At 40.1% G+C, this 16,179-nt stretch carries 18 protein-coding genes; all 18 read left to right on the top strand.

What is annotated here, in order from left to right:
- Positions 1–46 precede the first annotated feature (46 nt).
- The 18 genes from hprK to whiA all read left to right on the top strand — a co-directional run bounded on the left by hprK (position 47) and on the right by whiA (position 16,158).
- Positions 47–982 carry an HPr(Ser) kinase/phosphatase gene (hprK, locus tag NST66_RS24680; protein WP_028412040.1) on the top strand — a complete coding sequence of 312 codons (936 nt, stop codon included), beginning with the start codon at positions 47–49 and terminating at the stop codon, positions 980–982.
- Between the two features lie 16 nt (positions 983–998).
- Positions 999–1,832: a prolipoprotein diacylglyceryl transferase gene (gene lgt / locus NST66_RS24675; RefSeq protein ID WP_033580417.1), complete on the top strand. Its 834-nt coding sequence runs from the start codon at positions 999–1,001 to the stop codon at positions 1,830–1,832.
- Positions 1,833–1,892: 60 nt separating this feature from the next.
- Positions 1,893–2,540, top strand: a complete 648-nt coding sequence (ppaX, locus tag NST66_RS24670) for a pyrophosphatase PpaX (protein WP_033580418.1) — start codon at positions 1,893–1,895, stop codon at positions 2,538–2,540.
- Entirely contained in the window at positions 2,537–3,064 is a 528-nt protein-coding gene (locus NST66_RS24665) for an acyltransferase (protein ID WP_013059723.1), read from the top strand. The genes ppaX and NST66_RS24665 overlap by 4 nt, the downstream gene beginning before the upstream one ends.
- A 183-nt stretch (positions 3,065–3,247) precedes the next feature.
- Complete coding sequence (locus NST66_RS24660; RefSeq protein WP_028412043.1) at positions 3,248–4,429, top strand: ATP phosphoribosyltransferase regulatory subunit; 1,182 nt, start codon at positions 3,248–3,250, stop codon at positions 4,427–4,429.
- Positions 4,429–5,061: an ATP phosphoribosyltransferase gene (gene hisG / locus NST66_RS24655; RefSeq protein ID WP_013059721.1), complete on the top strand. Its 633-nt coding sequence runs from the start codon at positions 4,429–4,431 to the stop codon at positions 5,059–5,061. Before NST66_RS24660 ends, hisG begins: the two co-directional genes overlap by 1 nt.
- Positions 5,062–5,076: 15 nt before the next feature.
- The gene (gene hisD, locus NST66_RS24650) at positions 5,077–6,345 is read left to right on the top strand and encodes a histidinol dehydrogenase (RefSeq protein WP_099000235.1); all 1,269 of its coding nucleotides are present in this window, start codon (positions 5,077–5,079) and stop codon (positions 6,343–6,345) included.
- A gap of 74 nt (positions 6,346–6,419) precedes the next feature.
- Entirely contained in the window at positions 6,420–7,004 is a 585-nt protein-coding gene (hisB, locus tag NST66_RS24645) for an imidazoleglycerol-phosphate dehydratase HisB (protein ID WP_013059719.1), read from the top strand.
- Positions 7,005–7,652, top strand: a complete 648-nt coding sequence (gene hisH, locus NST66_RS24640; protein ID WP_034264272.1) for an imidazole glycerol phosphate synthase subunit HisH — start codon at positions 7,005–7,007, stop codon at positions 7,650–7,652. It begins immediately after the preceding gene.
- Positions 7,639–8,373, top strand: coding sequence for a 1-(5-phosphoribosyl)-5-[(5-phosphoribosylamino)methylideneamino]imidazole-4-carboxamide isomerase (gene hisA, locus NST66_RS24635; RefSeq protein WP_025752584.1), 735 nt, complete (start codon positions 7,639–7,641; stop codon positions 8,371–8,373). The genes hisH and hisA overlap by 14 nt, the downstream gene beginning before the upstream one ends.
- Entirely contained in the window at positions 8,373–9,131 is a 759-nt protein-coding gene (gene hisF, locus NST66_RS24630) for an imidazole glycerol phosphate synthase subunit HisF (RefSeq protein ID WP_025752585.1), read from the top strand. The genes hisA and hisF overlap by 1 nt, the downstream gene beginning before the upstream one ends.
- On the top strand, positions 9,128–9,751 hold the full coding sequence (gene hisIE / locus NST66_RS24625; protein ID WP_013059715.1) for a bifunctional phosphoribosyl-AMP cyclohydrolase/phosphoribosyl-ATP diphosphatase HisIE: 624 nt from the start codon (positions 9,128–9,130) through the stop codon (positions 9,749–9,751). Before hisF ends, hisIE begins: the two co-directional genes overlap by 4 nt.
- A gap of 181 nt (positions 9,752–9,932) precedes the next feature.
- A complete protein-coding gene (locus NST66_RS24620; RefSeq protein WP_099000234.1) occupies positions 9,933–11,435 on the top strand; it encodes a tetratricopeptide repeat protein in 1,503 nt (500 codons plus the stop codon).
- A gap of 111 nt (positions 11,436–11,546) precedes the next feature.
- On the top strand, positions 11,547–12,500 hold the full coding sequence (gene trxB / locus NST66_RS24615) for a thioredoxin-disulfide reductase (protein WP_013059713.1): 954 nt from the start codon (positions 11,547–11,549) through the stop codon (positions 12,498–12,500).
- A gap of 303 nt (positions 12,501–12,803) precedes the next feature.
- A complete protein-coding gene (locus tag NST66_RS24610) occupies positions 12,804–13,262 on the top strand; it encodes an 8-oxo-dGTP diphosphatase (RefSeq protein WP_013059712.1) in 459 nt (152 codons plus the stop codon).
- Positions 13,263–13,303: 41 nt separating this feature from the next.
- On the top strand, positions 13,304–14,197 hold the full coding sequence (rapZ, locus tag NST66_RS24605; RefSeq protein ID WP_013059711.1) for an RNase adapter RapZ: 894 nt from the start codon (positions 13,304–13,306) through the stop codon (positions 14,195–14,197).
- Positions 14,194–15,180 (top strand): gluconeogenesis factor YvcK family protein, encoded by a 987-nt coding sequence (locus NST66_RS24600; protein WP_028412048.1) that lies wholly within the window; start codon positions 14,194–14,196, stop codon positions 15,178–15,180. The genes rapZ and NST66_RS24600 overlap by 4 nt, the downstream gene beginning before the upstream one ends.
- A 33-nt stretch (positions 15,181–15,213) precedes the next feature.
- Positions 15,214–16,158 carry a DNA-binding protein WhiA gene (gene whiA, locus NST66_RS24595; RefSeq protein ID WP_013085390.1) on the top strand — a complete coding sequence of 315 codons (945 nt, stop codon included), beginning with the start codon at positions 15,214–15,216 and terminating at the stop codon, positions 16,156–16,158.
- The last annotated feature ends 21 nt before the right edge of the window (positions 16,159–16,179 follow it).

The raw sequence follows: 16,179 nt of genomic DNA, 5'->3' as shown, positions 1-16,179 counted from the left end.
GTAGACATGAACAGGTATATGACTGTTTATAAAAGGAGGATGCACGGTGGTTAAAGTACGTACAAAAGACATCATTGAGAAATTTAAATTAGAGCTTATTAGCGGAGAAGAAGGAATCGACCGCCCTATTTCAACGAGTGATATTTCACGTCCAGGTATTGAAATGGCAGGTTATTTTACATACTACCCAGCAGAACGTATCCAGCTGTTAGGTAAAACAGAACTATCATTTTTTAAACAGTTAGATGAGGAACAAAAAAAAGTTCGAATGGAAAAAATGTGTACAGATATCACGCCGGCTATCATTGTTTCCCGCGAAATGGATGTACCGAAAGAACTTATCGAAGCTTCAGAGCGTGAATCAGTTCCCGTGCTGCGTTCAAGCTTTAAAACAACGCGACTTTCCAGCCATTTAACGAATTTTCTTGAAAGCAGGCTAGCACCTACGACTGCCCTGCACGGCGTATTAGTTGATATATACGGAATTGGTGTATTAATCATGGGAAAAAGCGGCGTTGGTAAAAGTGAAACAGCTCTAGAGCTTGTTAAGAGGGGGCATCGTCTAGTAGCCGATGACTGTGTGGAAATCCGTCAAGAAGATCAAGACACCCTTGTAGGAAATGCGCCTGGTTTAATCGAGCATTTGCTTGAAATTCGAGGACTAGGGATCATCAATGTGATGACGCTATTCGGCGCAGGAGCTGTACGAAGCTATAAGCGAATTTCACTTGTTATTCAGTTAGAGACATGGGATCAGCAGAAACATTATGATCGCCTTGGTTTAGAAGAAGATAAAATGAAAATTATTGATACAGACGTTACAAAAATTACATTGCCAGTACGTCCGGGACGAAACTTAGCTGTTATCATTGAAGTGGCAGCAATGAACTTCCGCTTAAAGCGTATGGGTATTAACGCAGCAGAACAATTTTCTGCACGTCTAACAGATGTAATTGAAGAAGGAGACCGTGAAGATTTATAAGAAAGGGTGTTAACTTGTGGAAGCAACTATTCAGCCGTTAGATCGCGTTTTCCTTGAAATTGGCCCTCTAACGGTCTACTGGTATGGTGTCATTATCGGTGCAGGTGTTCTGTTGGGTCTTTATATTGCGACAAGAGAAAGCGTAAGAAGAGGCTTATCAAAAGATACATTTGTTGATCTTATTCTATTTGCTGTGCCAATAGCTATTATTTGTGCACGAATTTATTATGTATCCTTTGAATGGGGATACTATTCAAAGCATTTGAACGAAATACCTCAGATTTGGCAAGGCGGGATCGCCATTCATGGTGGCTTAATCGGAGGCGTATTAACTGCCATTGTGTATTCGAAAGTAAAAAAGATTTCATTTTGGAAGTTGGCTGATATTGCTGCGCCTAGTTTAATCCTTGGCCAAGCCATTGGGCGCTGGGGCAACTTTATGAATCAAGAGGCACATGGGGGGCCGGTTACCCGTGCTTTTTTAGAAGGGTTGCACCTTCCAAATTTTATTATTAACCAAATGTATATTAATGGTACATATTATCACCCTACGTTTTTATACGAATCATTATGGGATTTTGCCGGATTTATCCTGTTGATGGTACTTCGCCGCACCAGTCTGCGAAAAGGAGAAATTTTCTTATCTTATTTAATCTGGTACTCAGTTGGACGCTTCTTTGTAGAAGGGCTTCGCACGGATAGTTTAATGCTGACGCATACACTCAGAATCGCTCAAGTTGTTTCACTTGCACTGATTGTCATAGCCATTATTTTAATTATTATCCGCCGCGTGACGGGAATGAGTAAACAGAAATACTTAGAGAATGAAGAAACACAATCTAAGGCGTAAATGAAGAAAAGCTACAAGGTTTAGACAAATTTGATTTGACGCAAGGGAAGGAAATAAATAATGACGATTAATACGGTTTTGTTTGATTTAGACGGTACGTTAATTGATACAAATGAATTAATTATTGCTTCGTTTACTCATACGCTTAATCACTATTATCCTGAACAATACACTCGTGAAGATATTTTACAGTTCATGGGTCCGCCTTTATACGACACGTTTGTAGAAATGGATAAAACGAAAGTAAACGAAATGATTGAGATGTATCGCACGCATAATCTAGCCAATCATGATTTGCTTGTGAAAGAATTTGAAGGCGTACTTGAAACAGTTAAATGGCTGCACGAGCAGAATTATAAATTAGGTATTGTCACAACTAAGCAAAGAAATACGGTCATGATGGGGCTTAAGTTAACAAAGTTAGATCAGTTCTTTGATACGATTGTCGCAATTGAAGACGTAACAAATGCAAAGCCGCATCCTGAGCCGGTCGAAAAAGCGCTGAATCTGCTTGATGCTAAACCTGAAGAAGCGCTGATGGTAGGAGATAACCATCACGATATCGTTTCCGGCCAAAGAGCTTACACGAAAACAGCTGGAGTTGCTTGGAGTGCAAAAGGAAGAGATCATATCGCTTCTTATAACCCTGATATTATTTTAGAAAATATGACGGATTTAATTGATATATTAAAAGGAGAACGTCAGTGAGAAAAACAACGCGCTATCCGGTTAAAGGAGCTAACTCCCTTTGGCATGTCTATAAGACCGTGCCTTTTTGGAAAGTAGTGCGCAACTTCCTCATCATTCAATGCGCTCGTTATACGCCTTTTCTTTCGATGAAAAACTGGCTGTATAAAGCGTGCTTAGGGATGAAAGTAGGACCTCAAACATCCTTTGCCCTTATGGTGATGCTTGATATTATGTTTCCTGAAAAAATACAAGTAGGACGCAATACGGTCATTGGATACAATACCACTATTCTCGCTCATGAATATCTGATAACGGAATATCGTCTTGGAGATGTCATCATTGGGGATGAAGTGATGATTGGAGCAAATAGCACCATCCTTCCAGGTGTAACAATCGGCAACGAAGCGGTTGTAGCGGCTGGAACGGTGGTTCATAAAGATGTAGCACCCGGTTTCTTTGTTGGAGGTAACCCTATGCGTGTCATCTATACAAAAGAAGAAATGGAAAAGCGCAGGGAAGCAGAACCTAAAGCCACAACTTAGCAAGAACTAAGCTGTGGTTTTTTTTGTAAATTTGAACAGCTGGCGGTTGACGGCTGACTTTATCGGGTGTAAACTATCAATAACTTTAATTTGTTATTTCGCTAATACATTAGCGCGATAAAGTAAAATCAACCTATCAATGGTTCCTTAATAGATAAAATCAAGCTTAAAGGACGTGTCAGAATGTCAAAGTTATTTATGTTTGAAAAACCCCTTGGAATGAGAGATACCCTGCCAGCTCTTTTTGAAAGAAAAAAACAAGTTCGCAGTCAGCTGGCAGATGAAATCAGCAGCTGGGGCTATCAATATATGGCAACACCTACTGTGGAATACTACGAGACGGTAGGAAGTGCATCAGCTATTTTAGATCAACAATTGTTTAAACTTTTAGATAAAGAAGGGCATACGCTTGTGCTGCGACCGGATGTAACAACGCCATTTGCACGTGTGGCCGCTTCAAAACTTTTAAATAATTCTCCTTTGCGCTTAGCTTATGAAGCAAATGTATTCCGAGCTCAGCAGCGTGAGGGTGGCCGCCCGGCGGAGTTTGAACAAATAGGCGTTGAGCTAATTGGAGATGCTACGATGAGCAGCGATGCTGAAGTCATTGCTCTCATGATCGGCGCATTAAAAAGAGCGGGACTTAAATCATTTAAAGTCGCAATTGGCCACATCGGGTTCGTTAATTCGCTTTTTTTAGAGATTGTCGGAAATGAAGAACGTGCTAACGTGCTTCGCCGCTTTTTATATGAGAAAAATTACGTGGGTTATCGTAATCATGTAAAAGATTTGAATTTATCTTCTATCGATAAACAGCGTCTCCTTCAGCTGCTTAACCTGCGTGGAGATGAAAAGAAGATTGAAGAAGCGGTTGAACTCGTTGAAAACGAAGCTGGGCAAAAAGCAGCTGGTGATTTGAAAAAGCTATGGAATATGCTTGATGCGTACGGTGTAACGGATGAAATTAAAATTGATTTTAACTTAGTCAGTCATATGAGCTATTACACAGGTATTTTATTTGAAGTTTTTGCTGAAAACGTTGGTTTCCATATCGGTAATGGAGGACGTTATGACCAGCTTCTTGAAAAATTCGCGTCTAAAACACCAGCTACAGGATTTGGAATTCAGCTCGACCGCTTAATTGAAGCGCTGGGCGAAGAAGTATATGAGCCTTCAGTAGTATACGGCATATTATATAGTCAAGAGCGTTTAGATGAGGCATTAGCTTTAGCTGCTGAACAGCGCAAGCAAGGATACCGGGTAGTGACTCAGGAAATTGCGGGCGTTGATGATGTTGATGTATTTACTGCACAGTTTGAAGAAGTCACGTTTCTAATTGGAAAACGAGGCAAGGGGGGACAATAATGAGTGAACTATTAACAATTGCAATGCCAAAAGGACGTATTTTTGAAGAAGCAGCTGAACTTTTGCGTCAAGCAGACTTTCAATTGCCGCCAGAATTTGACGATTCGCGCAAGCTGATTGTAGACATTCCTGAAGAGAACATGCGCTTTATTTTAGCGAAACCAATGGACGTTACTACTTATGTAGAATACGGAGTAGCGGATCTTGGTATTGCAGGCAAAGACGTAATGTTAGAAGAAGAACGAGATGTCTATGAGCTGTTGGATTTAAATATTAGTAAATGTCATCTGGCCGTTGCCGGCTTGCCTAATGCTAAAAAATCAGAAATTGCTCAAAAAGTGGCAACCAAATATCCAAATGTAGCATCTACTTATTTCAGGGAGCAAGGAGAGCAAGTAGAGATTATTAAATTGAATGGTTCGATTGAATTAGCGCCTTTAATCGGCCTTGCTGATCGGATTGTTGATATTGTATCAACAGGACAAACACTAAAAGAGAACGGACTTGTTGAATTGGAGCACATTGAAGATATTACATCGCGTTTGATTGTGAACCCTGTAAGCTATCGTTTAAAAGACGAACGAATTGATGATTTAGTGAATCGTTTAGCCCAAGTGGTTCAACCTGTATAAAAGAGGTGACATACATTGAAAATTACACGTGTAACAGAACAAGTGAGCTTAAAGCGTACGATTGATCAAGGGACGAGTGCTCAAAGAGAAATTGTCGTAAATATTTTAAAACAAGTGCAAGAGCAAAAAGACGAAGCTTTAAAAAGATATACAGCCCAATTTGACGGCGTTGAGCTTTCTTCTTTGCTTGTGACAGAACAAGAAAAGAAGCGTGCTTATGAGCTGGTTGATGCAGATATGCTGTCAATCATTCGTGAAGCTGCTGACAACATTCGTGATTACCACGAAAGAATGGTCGAGCAGTCTTGGATGACAACAAAAGAAGACGGCACCATTTTAGGGCAGAAAGTAACGCCTTTAGATGCAGTAGGTGTTTATGTACCGGGAGGTCTTGCAGCGTATCCTTCTTCCGTTTTAATGAATGTCATTCCTGCTCAAGTGGCAGGTGTAAAACGTATCGTGATGGTTTCACCTCCAGGAAAAGACGGCGCGCTTCCTGCTGGAGTAGTTGTAGCAGCGAGTGAGCTTGGGGTCGAAGAGATTTATAAAGTAGGGGGAGCTCAGGCAGTAGGAGCACTTGCCTATGGAACAGAAACAATTCAACCCGTCGATAAAATTGTAGGGCCTGGTAATATCTTTGTTGCATTGGCGAAGAGAGAAGTATATGGCTTAGTAGACATTGACTCAATTGCTGGACCTAGTGAAATTGTCGTACTAGCAGACGATACGGCTAAGCCGAACGAAGTGGCCGCTGATTTATTGTCTCAAGCAGAACATGACAAATTAGCTTCAAGTATTTTAGTTACGCCTTCTATGAAGTTAGCCGAAGCTGTTAAAGAAGAAGTGGAAAGGCAAGTAGAATCTTTACCACGTAAAGAAATTGCCAAACCTTCTATTGATAACCATGGCGCTATTTATGTGACCGGGTCATTAGAAGAAGCGGTTGAAGCTGTGAATCAATTAGCCCCTGAGCATTTAGAAATTATGACTGAAAGTCCGCTTGAACTTTTAGGTTCCATTCGTCATGCCGGTGCTATTTTTCTAGGAAGATACAGTTCAGAACCTGTTGGCGATTATTTCGCTGGACCAAACCATGTTCTTCCAACCAATGGGACAGCAAAATTCTCAAGTCCTTTATCAGTTGATTCATTTGTGAAGAAGTCTAGTATTATTTCATACAGCCAACAAGCCCTGCATAAAAATGTCTCAAAAATCGCAGCGTTTGCTCGTTTAGAAGGGCTAGAAGCTCATGCAAGGGCGGTTGAAGAACGCTTTAAAAAATAAGGCGGAGATTAAAAAAAAGAGTAGAAATGTTCTTTTCTTTACTTATTACATGCACAGTTGAAAGGAGTTTCACAATGAGAGAGTCAAGTATTAAACGTACAACAAACGAAACGGATATTGCATTAGCGATTGGAATCGATGGAGAAGGAAAAGCGAACATTGATACAGGCGTTCCTTTTTTAAATCATATGCTCGATTTATTTACAAAACACGGACAGTTTAACCTTGATGTAAAAGCAGATGGAGACACGGAGATTGATGATCACCATACAACGGAAGATATCGGTATTTGCCTTGGTCAAACCTTCAAAGAAGCGCTCGGTGATAAAAAAGGAATTAAACGCTATGGAAATGCGTTTGTACCAATGGATGACGCGTTAGCCCAAGTCGTAGTAGATTTAAGCAATCGTCCTCATTTTGAATTTAAAGGTGACATTCCCGCTTCGCGCGTCGGTACATTTGATACAGAGCTTGTATATGAATTTTTATGGAAATTTGCATTAGAATCTCGCATGAATGTACATGTAATCGTACACTACGGTAAAAATACGCACCACATTATTGAAGCGGTATTTAAGGCATTAGCACGTGCTTTGGACGAAGCGACAACGATTGATCCGCGTGTCAAAGGTGTGCCCTCGACGAAAGGGATGTTGTAAATGATTGGCATTATTGACTATGGGATGGGAAACTTATACAGCGTAAGTAAAGCTCTTGAACGATTAAACTATGACTATATCATCTCCGCAGATCCTGCAGAACTAAGAAAGGCAAAAGGGCTGATTCTTCCTGGAGTTGGAGCATTCAAAGATGCGATGGAACAGCTGAATCAAACAAAGCTGACGGACTTTATTAAAGAAGAAGTAGAAAAAGGAATGCCTTTGCTTGGAATTTGTTTAGGTATGCAGCTTTTATTTGAAGAAAGCGATGAGAACGGTGTAACAAAAGGGCTGGAACTGTTAAAAGGGAGAGTCGAGCGTATTCCCGGCATTACTGCCGAAGGACAGACATATAAAGTTCCGCATATGGGCTGGAACTCTTTAGATTTTCATCAGCAGTCCGCTCTGCTTGATGGAATCAGTGCAGGTCACGTGTACTTTGTTCACTCTTATTACGTAAAAACAAACGACCAAGACGTGCTTTTAGCAACAAGTCCTTATGATGTTGAAGTTCCAGCAGTTGTTGGAAAAGAACACGTATTTGGCACTCAATTCCACCCTGAAAAAAGCAGTGCAATCGGAATGCAAATGCTTCAAAATTATGCAAACTTCGTAGAGAAAAGGAGCCCATCGTATGAGCAAATTTGAAATATATCCAGCCATTGATATGCGCGGAGGGAAGTGCGTCCGTTTGCTTCAAGGAGATTACACAAAAGAAACGGTGTACGGAGACTCTCCGGTAGATATGGCCACACAATTCGCAAGTGAAGGCGCTCAGTGGATTCACATGGTTGATTTAGACGGCGCAAAAGCGGCTAAGCGCGTGAATGATGAATTTGTGCTAGGCGTGAAAAAGAAATTAAATGTACGTGTGCAAATTGGAGGAGGCATTCGCTCAGAAGCTGACGTTGCTTACTATTTAGAAAACGGAATTGACCGCGTTATTTTAGGAAGTGCAGCTATTTCAAATCCTGAATTTGTGAAAAAAATGTTGAAGGAATATGGTGCGCGTATTGCTATTGGTATTGATGCACGTGATGGCTATGTTGCGACGGAAGGCTGGGTGGAAACATCTACAATCAAAGCGACAGAACTAGGAAAAGAATTGGCTAATGCTGGTGCGGAAACATTTATTTTCACGGATATTTCTACAGATGGTATGCTGTCTGGTCCTAATGTGGAAGGAATTGTTGAAATGGCTAAGGCTACTGGAAAAGGTGTGATTGCATCAGGGGGAGTTAGTAAGCTTGCTGATCTAGATGCACTAAAGAAATATGAAGCTGACGGCGTTATTGGTGCGATTGTAGGGAAAGCACTTTATACAAATAAGTTTACAGTAGCTGAAGCACTTCAAGAGGTGAAAGCGTAATGATTACAAAACGAATCATTCCTTGTTTAGATGTAAAGGACGGCCGTGTGGTAAAAGGAGTTCAGTTTGTGGAACTTCGAGATGCAGGAGATCCTGTAGAGTTGGCGAAATTTTATGATGAAGAAGGCGCAGATGAATTAGTCTTTTTAGATATTTCTGCTTCTCATGAAGGACGCAAAACAATGGTACATGTTGTAGAAGAAGTAGCATCTCAGCTAGCGATTCCTTTTACGGTGGGCGGAGGAATTAATGCATTAGAAGATATGAAGAGAATGCTTCGTGCTGGTGCAGACAAAGTGTCATTAAATACAGCGGCCGTACTCAATCCAGCACTGATTACAGAAGGGTCCGACTTTTTTGGAGCTCAGTGTATTGTGGTAGCAATCGATGCTAAGTACGATGAAAGCTTACAATCATGGCGAGTCTATACACACGGAGGCCGCAATGCAACGGACTGGGAAGTAATCGACTGGGCAAGAGAAGCAGTGAAGCGCGGTGCGGGTGAGATCTTGTTAACGAGCATGGATAAAGACGGCGAAAAGTCAGGGTTTGATTTAGCGTTAACCAAAGCAGTCAGCCAAGCGGTGAGCGTTCCTGTTATTGCTTCTGGCGGCGCAGGAAATGGTCAAGATTTTGTCGATGCGTTTGAAAAAGGAGAAGCTGACGCGGCTTTGGCGGCTTCGATCTTTCACTATAAAGAAACATCTGTAAAAGAAATTAAAAGCTATGCAAAACAACAAGGAGTGAGCATTCGATGACGATTGAAAACATTAAATTCAACAGTGATGGACTTGTGCCAGCTATTGTACAAGATGCTGTGAGCAAAGAAGTTTTAACATTGGCTTATATGAACGAAGAATCACTTCAAAAATCAATTGATACACGTGAAACATGGTTTTACAGCCGTTCTCGACAAGAGTTATGGCACAAGGGCGCAACCTCTGGGAACACACAAAAAATTGTGAGCATGGCATATGACTGTGATGCTGATTCTCTTGTTGTAAAAGTGGAGCCTCAAGGTCCTGCTTGTCATACGGGGGCTTACAGCTGTTTTAATGAAACAATTCTTGGCGAAAATAAACAAAATGATAATCGGTTTGCTATTATTAATGAGCTAGAAGAAGTGATTGCTAAGCGTGAAGCTGAAATGCCAGAAGGAGCTTATACGACGTACTTATTCGATAAAGGCGTAGATAAAATCCTCAAAAAAGTAGGAGAAGAAGCAGGTGAAGTGATTATTGCAGCAAAAAATCGTGACCATGATGAGCTGAAGTGGGAAGTTGCGGATTTACTGTACCACGTACTTGTTTTACTTCGTGAGCAAAAGCTGCCTTTGGACGATGTCCTATCAGTATTAAAGGAACGTCACTCTAGCTAATAGCTACATAGTGAAAGGAGAGAAGGAGTTGTCTCATTTTAGATAAAAGAGGCAAAACCTTCTCTTATTTGCGTCAAGAAACGACTGCTTGCAGGCTCCTTTTTTGAATAGAGGTATTAAACTTCTTGGCAAATGTGATATACTACGAACGTCGAAATTATCAACTTATTTGGAGGGCTTAATGGAAAAACACTCAAAAGTAATTCAAAAAATGGCACAAGTAATTCCATTTTCGCAAACGGGTGACTTCTATTTCGAAAAAGCGCTGCAGGCGTTTGAAGAAGAGGAGTCAGATAAAGCGCTCAAGTATTTAACGCGTGCAAACAAAGAAAATGCCCGTAATCCACAGCTTCTTACAAACGTTGGAGTAGCTTTAACGGAGCAGGGAGATTATCAAGATGCCAACGAGCTTTTTCTCCATGTGATTCATCATATGGACGATACATTAGGAAGCTGTTACTACTATATAGCCAACAGCTATGCGCATCTTGGACTGTTTGAAGAATCAAAAAAATACGCGATGTATTACATTGAGCATTTTCCAAATGGTGACCTCTTTCGATCGGCTACAGATCTGTTAGATTTACTATCAATTGATGTGGATGAAGAAGATGAAGAGCCTAAAAATCAGCTAGGCGACATGCTGATTATAAAACAAGAACAAGCAAAACGACTGCTTGAAGCAACGAATTTTGAAGAAGCAGTGGATTTGTTAACTGAAATAATTGATGAGTATCCAGAATTCTGGTCTGCATATAATAATTTAGCGTTAGCTTATTTTTATTTAAATAAAATTGATGAGGCAATGGATTTGCTGAATGAAGTATTGGAGAAAAACCCTGGAAATCTTCATGCGTTATGCAATCAGCTGATTTTCTATTATTATTGCCATAAGCATAAAGAAGTTGAGGAGCTTACAGACGGGCTTAGCCGCGTTTATCCGATGTCATTTGAACACCGCTATAAGCTTGGAGCAACATTTGCGTTGATTGGTCAATACAAACTATCATACAGATGGTTAAAAAAGCTTTATACACAAGGTTTTCAAGGAGACAACTCATTTCATTATTGGCTTTCATACGCCTCTTACTATACTGGACATGAAGCCTTCTCTAAAGAAATGTGGAAGCTGGCATTGGAAGACGTTCCTGATAAAGAAGGAGAGGAGCCTTGGCGCATCAGTCAAAAAGCTGCGAAGGTTTTTCAATCGAAAGTGGATGTTACAGCGAAAAAGAAGTGTGCAACAAACAATGTTCACGATCAGCTTTACAGCTTGTATATGGCAAAAAAGCTTCCTGAACAGCAGCGTCTGCTTCTTTTAGAAGAAATCAAATCGTCCATACATATGAGTACACTTTTGGATGAAGTATATACGTATGTATGGCAGGATAAACAACATGTGATTTTTGAGGTGGCAGATGTTATTGAACTGGAGATGGAATCGCAGACTGAAAGTGATACCCAGGATCTTTTAAGCTTTTGGTTTTATGTATATGTACAGGTATATAAACAATCCTATGATTTTCAGCATGTGAACGTAAATGCATGGGCTGCAGCCGTCACATATATATGGGCGAAAGAACAAAACCAGTCTATTACTCAAGCCGATGCGGCAAAACAATATTCCATTTCGGCTGCAACAGTTAGAAAGTACAGTAAAATTGTGAATACGTTATTAAATTGAGCAAAAAAATAGACGATAATAGGAAGAACATATTAGGATAGTGGTAACGAAATAATTATCCATAAATTTGGAATCAACTACGAAGGAATTTCCTAAAAGGAGTGTAAAGAAATGACAGAAGAAAAAATTTATGATGTCATTATTATTGGGGCAGGTCCAGCAGGTATGACTGCTGCTGTATATACATCTCGTGCAGATTTATCAACACTAATGATTGAACGCGGAATTCCAGGCGGTCAAATGGCTAATACGGAAGATGTAGAAAACTATCCAGGTTATGATCATATCCTTGGTCCTGACCTTTCTAACAAAATGTTTGAGCATGCAAAAAAATTCGGTGCGGAATATGCGTACGGTGATATTAAAGAAATCATCGACGGAGAAGAATACAAGACAGTTCGTGCAGGCAGCAAAGAATATAAAACACGTTCAGTAATCGTTGCTACTGGTGCTGAATATAAAAAATTAGGTGCGCCAGGAGAAAAAGAACTAGGCGGCCGCGGCGTATCTTATTGTGCTGTATGTGACGGTGCATTCTTTAAAGGTAAAGAGCTAGTCGTTGTAGGCGGTGGAGACTCTGCGGTTGAGGAAGGCGTATATTTAACACGCTTCGCAACAAAAGTAACAATTATTCACCGACGCGATGAGCTTCGCGCGCAGAAAATCCTACAGCAGCGTGCATTTGACAACGAAAAAGTTGATTTTATTTGGAATACAACAGTCAAAGAAGTAAATGAAAAAGACGGTAAAGTAGGCAGCGTAACGTTAGTAGACACAAAAACAGGTGAAGAGCGCGAGTTTGGTGCGGACGGCGTATTCATTTATGTTGGAATGGTTCCACTAACAAAACCATTCGAAAGCCTAAACATCACGAATAAAGAAGGATATATTGAAACGAACGAGCAAATGGAAACAAAAGTACCAGGTGTGTTCGCAGCTGGAGACGTTCGTGAAAAGGCTCTTCGTCAAATTGTAACAGCTACAGGTGATGGCAGCATTGCTGCTCAAGCGGCTCAGCACTATGTAGAAGAGTTAAAAGAAAAGTTAAAAGCTATTCAGCAATAAGGCTGAAATCAATCGTTTACAAAACGTAATTCGGTTTTAACTGTTCTGTAACACCTGTGAAACATTGATGGGGTACTATATAGATAGTAATTGACCCCCTTTTATAAAATATATGTATGTCGGGCATAGGACGTGTTCCTATGCCTCTTTTTTTTGACTATAACAGATTGAATTTACGTATATAACAGCAAGCGTTTATTTTCAGAAAATTTAGTAATAGTTAGTTCATCTCCGTTGTGAGAGAAGTTTGTTTCGTAGTATAATAAAAGAAAATGTCAGTATACATATGATGAGGTGGAAAACATGCAAAGGGTCACAAATTGTGTATTAATGAAAGACGATAAAGTATTGTTGCTTCAAAAGCCACGAAGAAACTGGTGGGTGGCCCCGGGTGGGAAAATGGAGCAAGGAGAATCTGTAAAAGACTCTGTTGTAAGAGAATTTCGTGAAGAAACAGGAATTTATTTGAAAAATCCCACTGTAAAAGGTATTTTTACATTTACGATGAAAGAAAACGATCAAATTTCATCTGAGTGGATGATGTTTACTTTTTTTGCTACAGATTTTGATGGGACAAATGTGCTAGAATCAGAAGAAGGCAAACTCGGTTGGCATAATTTGAGTGAAGTAAGTGAATTGCCGATGGCCCCGGGAGATCATCACATTATCGATTATGTAGCAAAAGGGTCGGGTGTTATTTATGGCAACTTTACGTATACAACGGATTTCGAGTTATTATCTTATCGAATTGATCCTTGTTAATGATAAATAGACATGTATGCATAGATTGAGGGGGATGAAAAATGAGTACTGGGTCTGTAAGCGATATTCAATTAGTGATTATTACTGGAATGTCAGGTGCAGGAAAAACAGTAGCAATTCAGAGTTTTGAAGATTTAGGGTTCTTTTGTGTAGATAATTTACCCCCTACATTGCTACCGAAATTTTTGGAACTCATGAAAGAGTCAGGGAATAAAATGAATAAAGTTGCTCTTGTTATGGATTTGCGAGGCAGAGAGTTTTTTGAAAGCCTATTTGAAGCATTAGATAACATGAGTGAAACAACGTGGGTCACGCCACAAATTTTATTTTTAGATGCAAAAGATTCTGTACTGGTGACGCGCTACAAAGAAACGAGACGTTCACATCCGCTAGCTCCTTCGGGTTTACCGTTAGAAGGAATTGGTATGGAACGGGAGCTGCTTGAGGAGTTAAAAGGAAGAGCTCAGCTTATTTATGAGACATCAGAGTTAAAGCCAAGAGAGCTTAGAGAAAAGATTTTAACTCAGTTTTCTTCGCACGCTTCACAAGTTTTTACTGTTAATGTGATGTCATTTGGTTTTAAATACGGGGTGCCTATTGACGCTGATTTAGTCTTTGATGTGCGCTTTTTGCCAAACCCTCACTATATTGACCATATGCGTCCTAAAACAGGGCTTGAAGAAGAGGTTTCTTCTTACGTATTAAAATGGACGGAAACTCAAAAGTTCATTGAAAAAGTAGTAGACCTACTTTCGTTTATGCTTCCGCAGTACAAGCGAGAAGGTAAAAGCCAGCTGGTCATCGCTATAGGGTGTACAGGGGGACAGCATCGCTCCGTCACATTAGCTGAATATTTAGGTCACCATTTCCAGAATGAATACAAAACTCATATTTCTCATCGTGACATTGAGAGGAGAAAGGAAAATCATAGATGAGCAGTGAACAGCTTCCAAAAGTTGTCGTCATTGGGGGAGGAACGGGTTTACCAGTGCTGTTAAGAGGGTTGAAGGAATACCCTCTTGATCTTACAGCTATCGTAACCGTAGCAGACGACGGGGGAAGTTCTGGCCGATTGCGCGATGAACTTGAAATCCCTGCTCCTGGTGATATTCGAAATGTGCTAGCTGCTTTATCTGATGTAGAGCCACTAGTTGAAGAGCTTTTTCAACATCGATTTGATACAGGAAATGAGCTTACAGGCCATTCTCTTGGCAATTTGTTGCTTGCAGCTATGACGTCTATTACTGGCGATTTTGTGCATGCTATACGAGAAATGAGCAAAGTACTAAACGTCAGAGGGAAAGTGCTTCCGGCAGCTAATCAAAGTGTTGTGCTGCATGCGGAGATGCAAGATGGATCCATCGTAACAGGTGAATCTAAAATTCCAGAAGTTAATAAAAAAATTAATAAAGTGTTTTTATCGCCTGCCGATGTGAAACCGCTTGTCGAGACAATAAAAGCTATTCGACGCGCCGATTTAATTGTATTGGGGCCGGGAAGTCTTTATACAAGTATTTTGCCGAATTTACTGGTGCAAGATATTTGTAATGAGCTTTGTTCGACAAAAGCAAAGAAAGTGTACGTGTGCAACGTGATGACGCAGCCGGGTGAGACATTGGGTTTTAAGGCAAGTGATCATATTAAAGCGCTTTACAACCATATGCCGTGTGCGTTTTTAGATGCGATTATTGTCAATAATGCACCTATTCCGGCACCTTTAAAAAAGAAATATCAAGTAGAGCAGGCTCAGCCTGTAGAATATGACCGTGAAGTATTGCTAAAATTAGGGTTAGAAGTGATTGAAGATCAAATTATTCAGTATGACGGCAGCGTAATTAGGCATGATACAAAAAAAGTAGCAAAGCTTGTGTATTCTATGCTGACATCGCTGCAAGGTAAAGCGAATACTGGTGTTTAACACTATTTCCGTATGTAGATTGGAGGTGAAGTTATGTCATTTGCATCAGAAACAAAAAAAGAGTTAACGAATTTAGAAGTCAAGGATTGCTGTGCAAAAGCAGAGCTCTCTGCATTAATTCGAATGAATGGTTCACTTTCTTTTTCGAATAAAAAATTCACAGTTGATGTCCAAACTGAAAATGCAGCGATTGCTCGACGCATTTATGTCCTGCTTAAGAAAAATTATGATGTGTCAGTAGAACTGCTTGTACGTAAGAAAATGCGGCTGAAGAAAAACAATGTGTATATTGTTCGATTAGTAGAGAAAACAAGAATGCTTTTGGAAGACTTAAAAATTGTAGAAGAAGGATTCACGTTTACACATCGTATTTCACCAGAGCTAGTACAAAAGAAATGCTGTAAGCGATCCTACTTAAGAGGCGCATTTTTAGCCGGTGGCTCTATTAATAACCCGGAGACATCATCGTACCATCTTGAAATCTTCTCATTGTATGAAGAGCACAACGAAGCTTTATGCAATTTAATGAACGAATTTCAATTGAATAGTAAAACATTAGAACGGAAAAAAGGCTATATTAACTATTTGAAAGAAGCTGAAAAAATTACGGAGTTTCTAAATATCATTGGAGCCCATAACGCTCTTTTACGGTTTGAGGATGTAAGAATTGTCCGAGATATGCGAAATTCCGTTAATCGCTTAGTTAATTGTGAAACAGCTAACTTAAACAAAACAATCGGAGCGGCCATTCGTCAAGTGGAAAACATTCGTTATATTGATGAAACAGCTGGATTAGATATCTTACCAGAAAAGCTGAGAGAAATTGCTCGTTTGCGTGTGGAATATCAAGACGTTACGTTAAAGGAGCTTGGTGAGATGGTATCTGGAGGTCAAATTAGCAAATCAGGCATTAACCATCGATTGCGTAAAATTGACCAAATAGCAGACAAGCTTCGCGCCGGTCAGCCAGTCACATAAGGGGAATTGCAAGGGGGAGGA

This window comes from Priestia sp. FSL W8-0524 (genome assembly GCF_038005965.1).
In the GTDB taxonomy this organism is placed as follows: Bacteria; Bacillota; Bacilli; order Bacillales; family Bacillaceae_H; genus Priestia; species Priestia zanthoxyli.
Note: the sequence above shows the minus strand (reverse complement) of the source record. Positions and strands in the feature narration are given on the sequence as shown.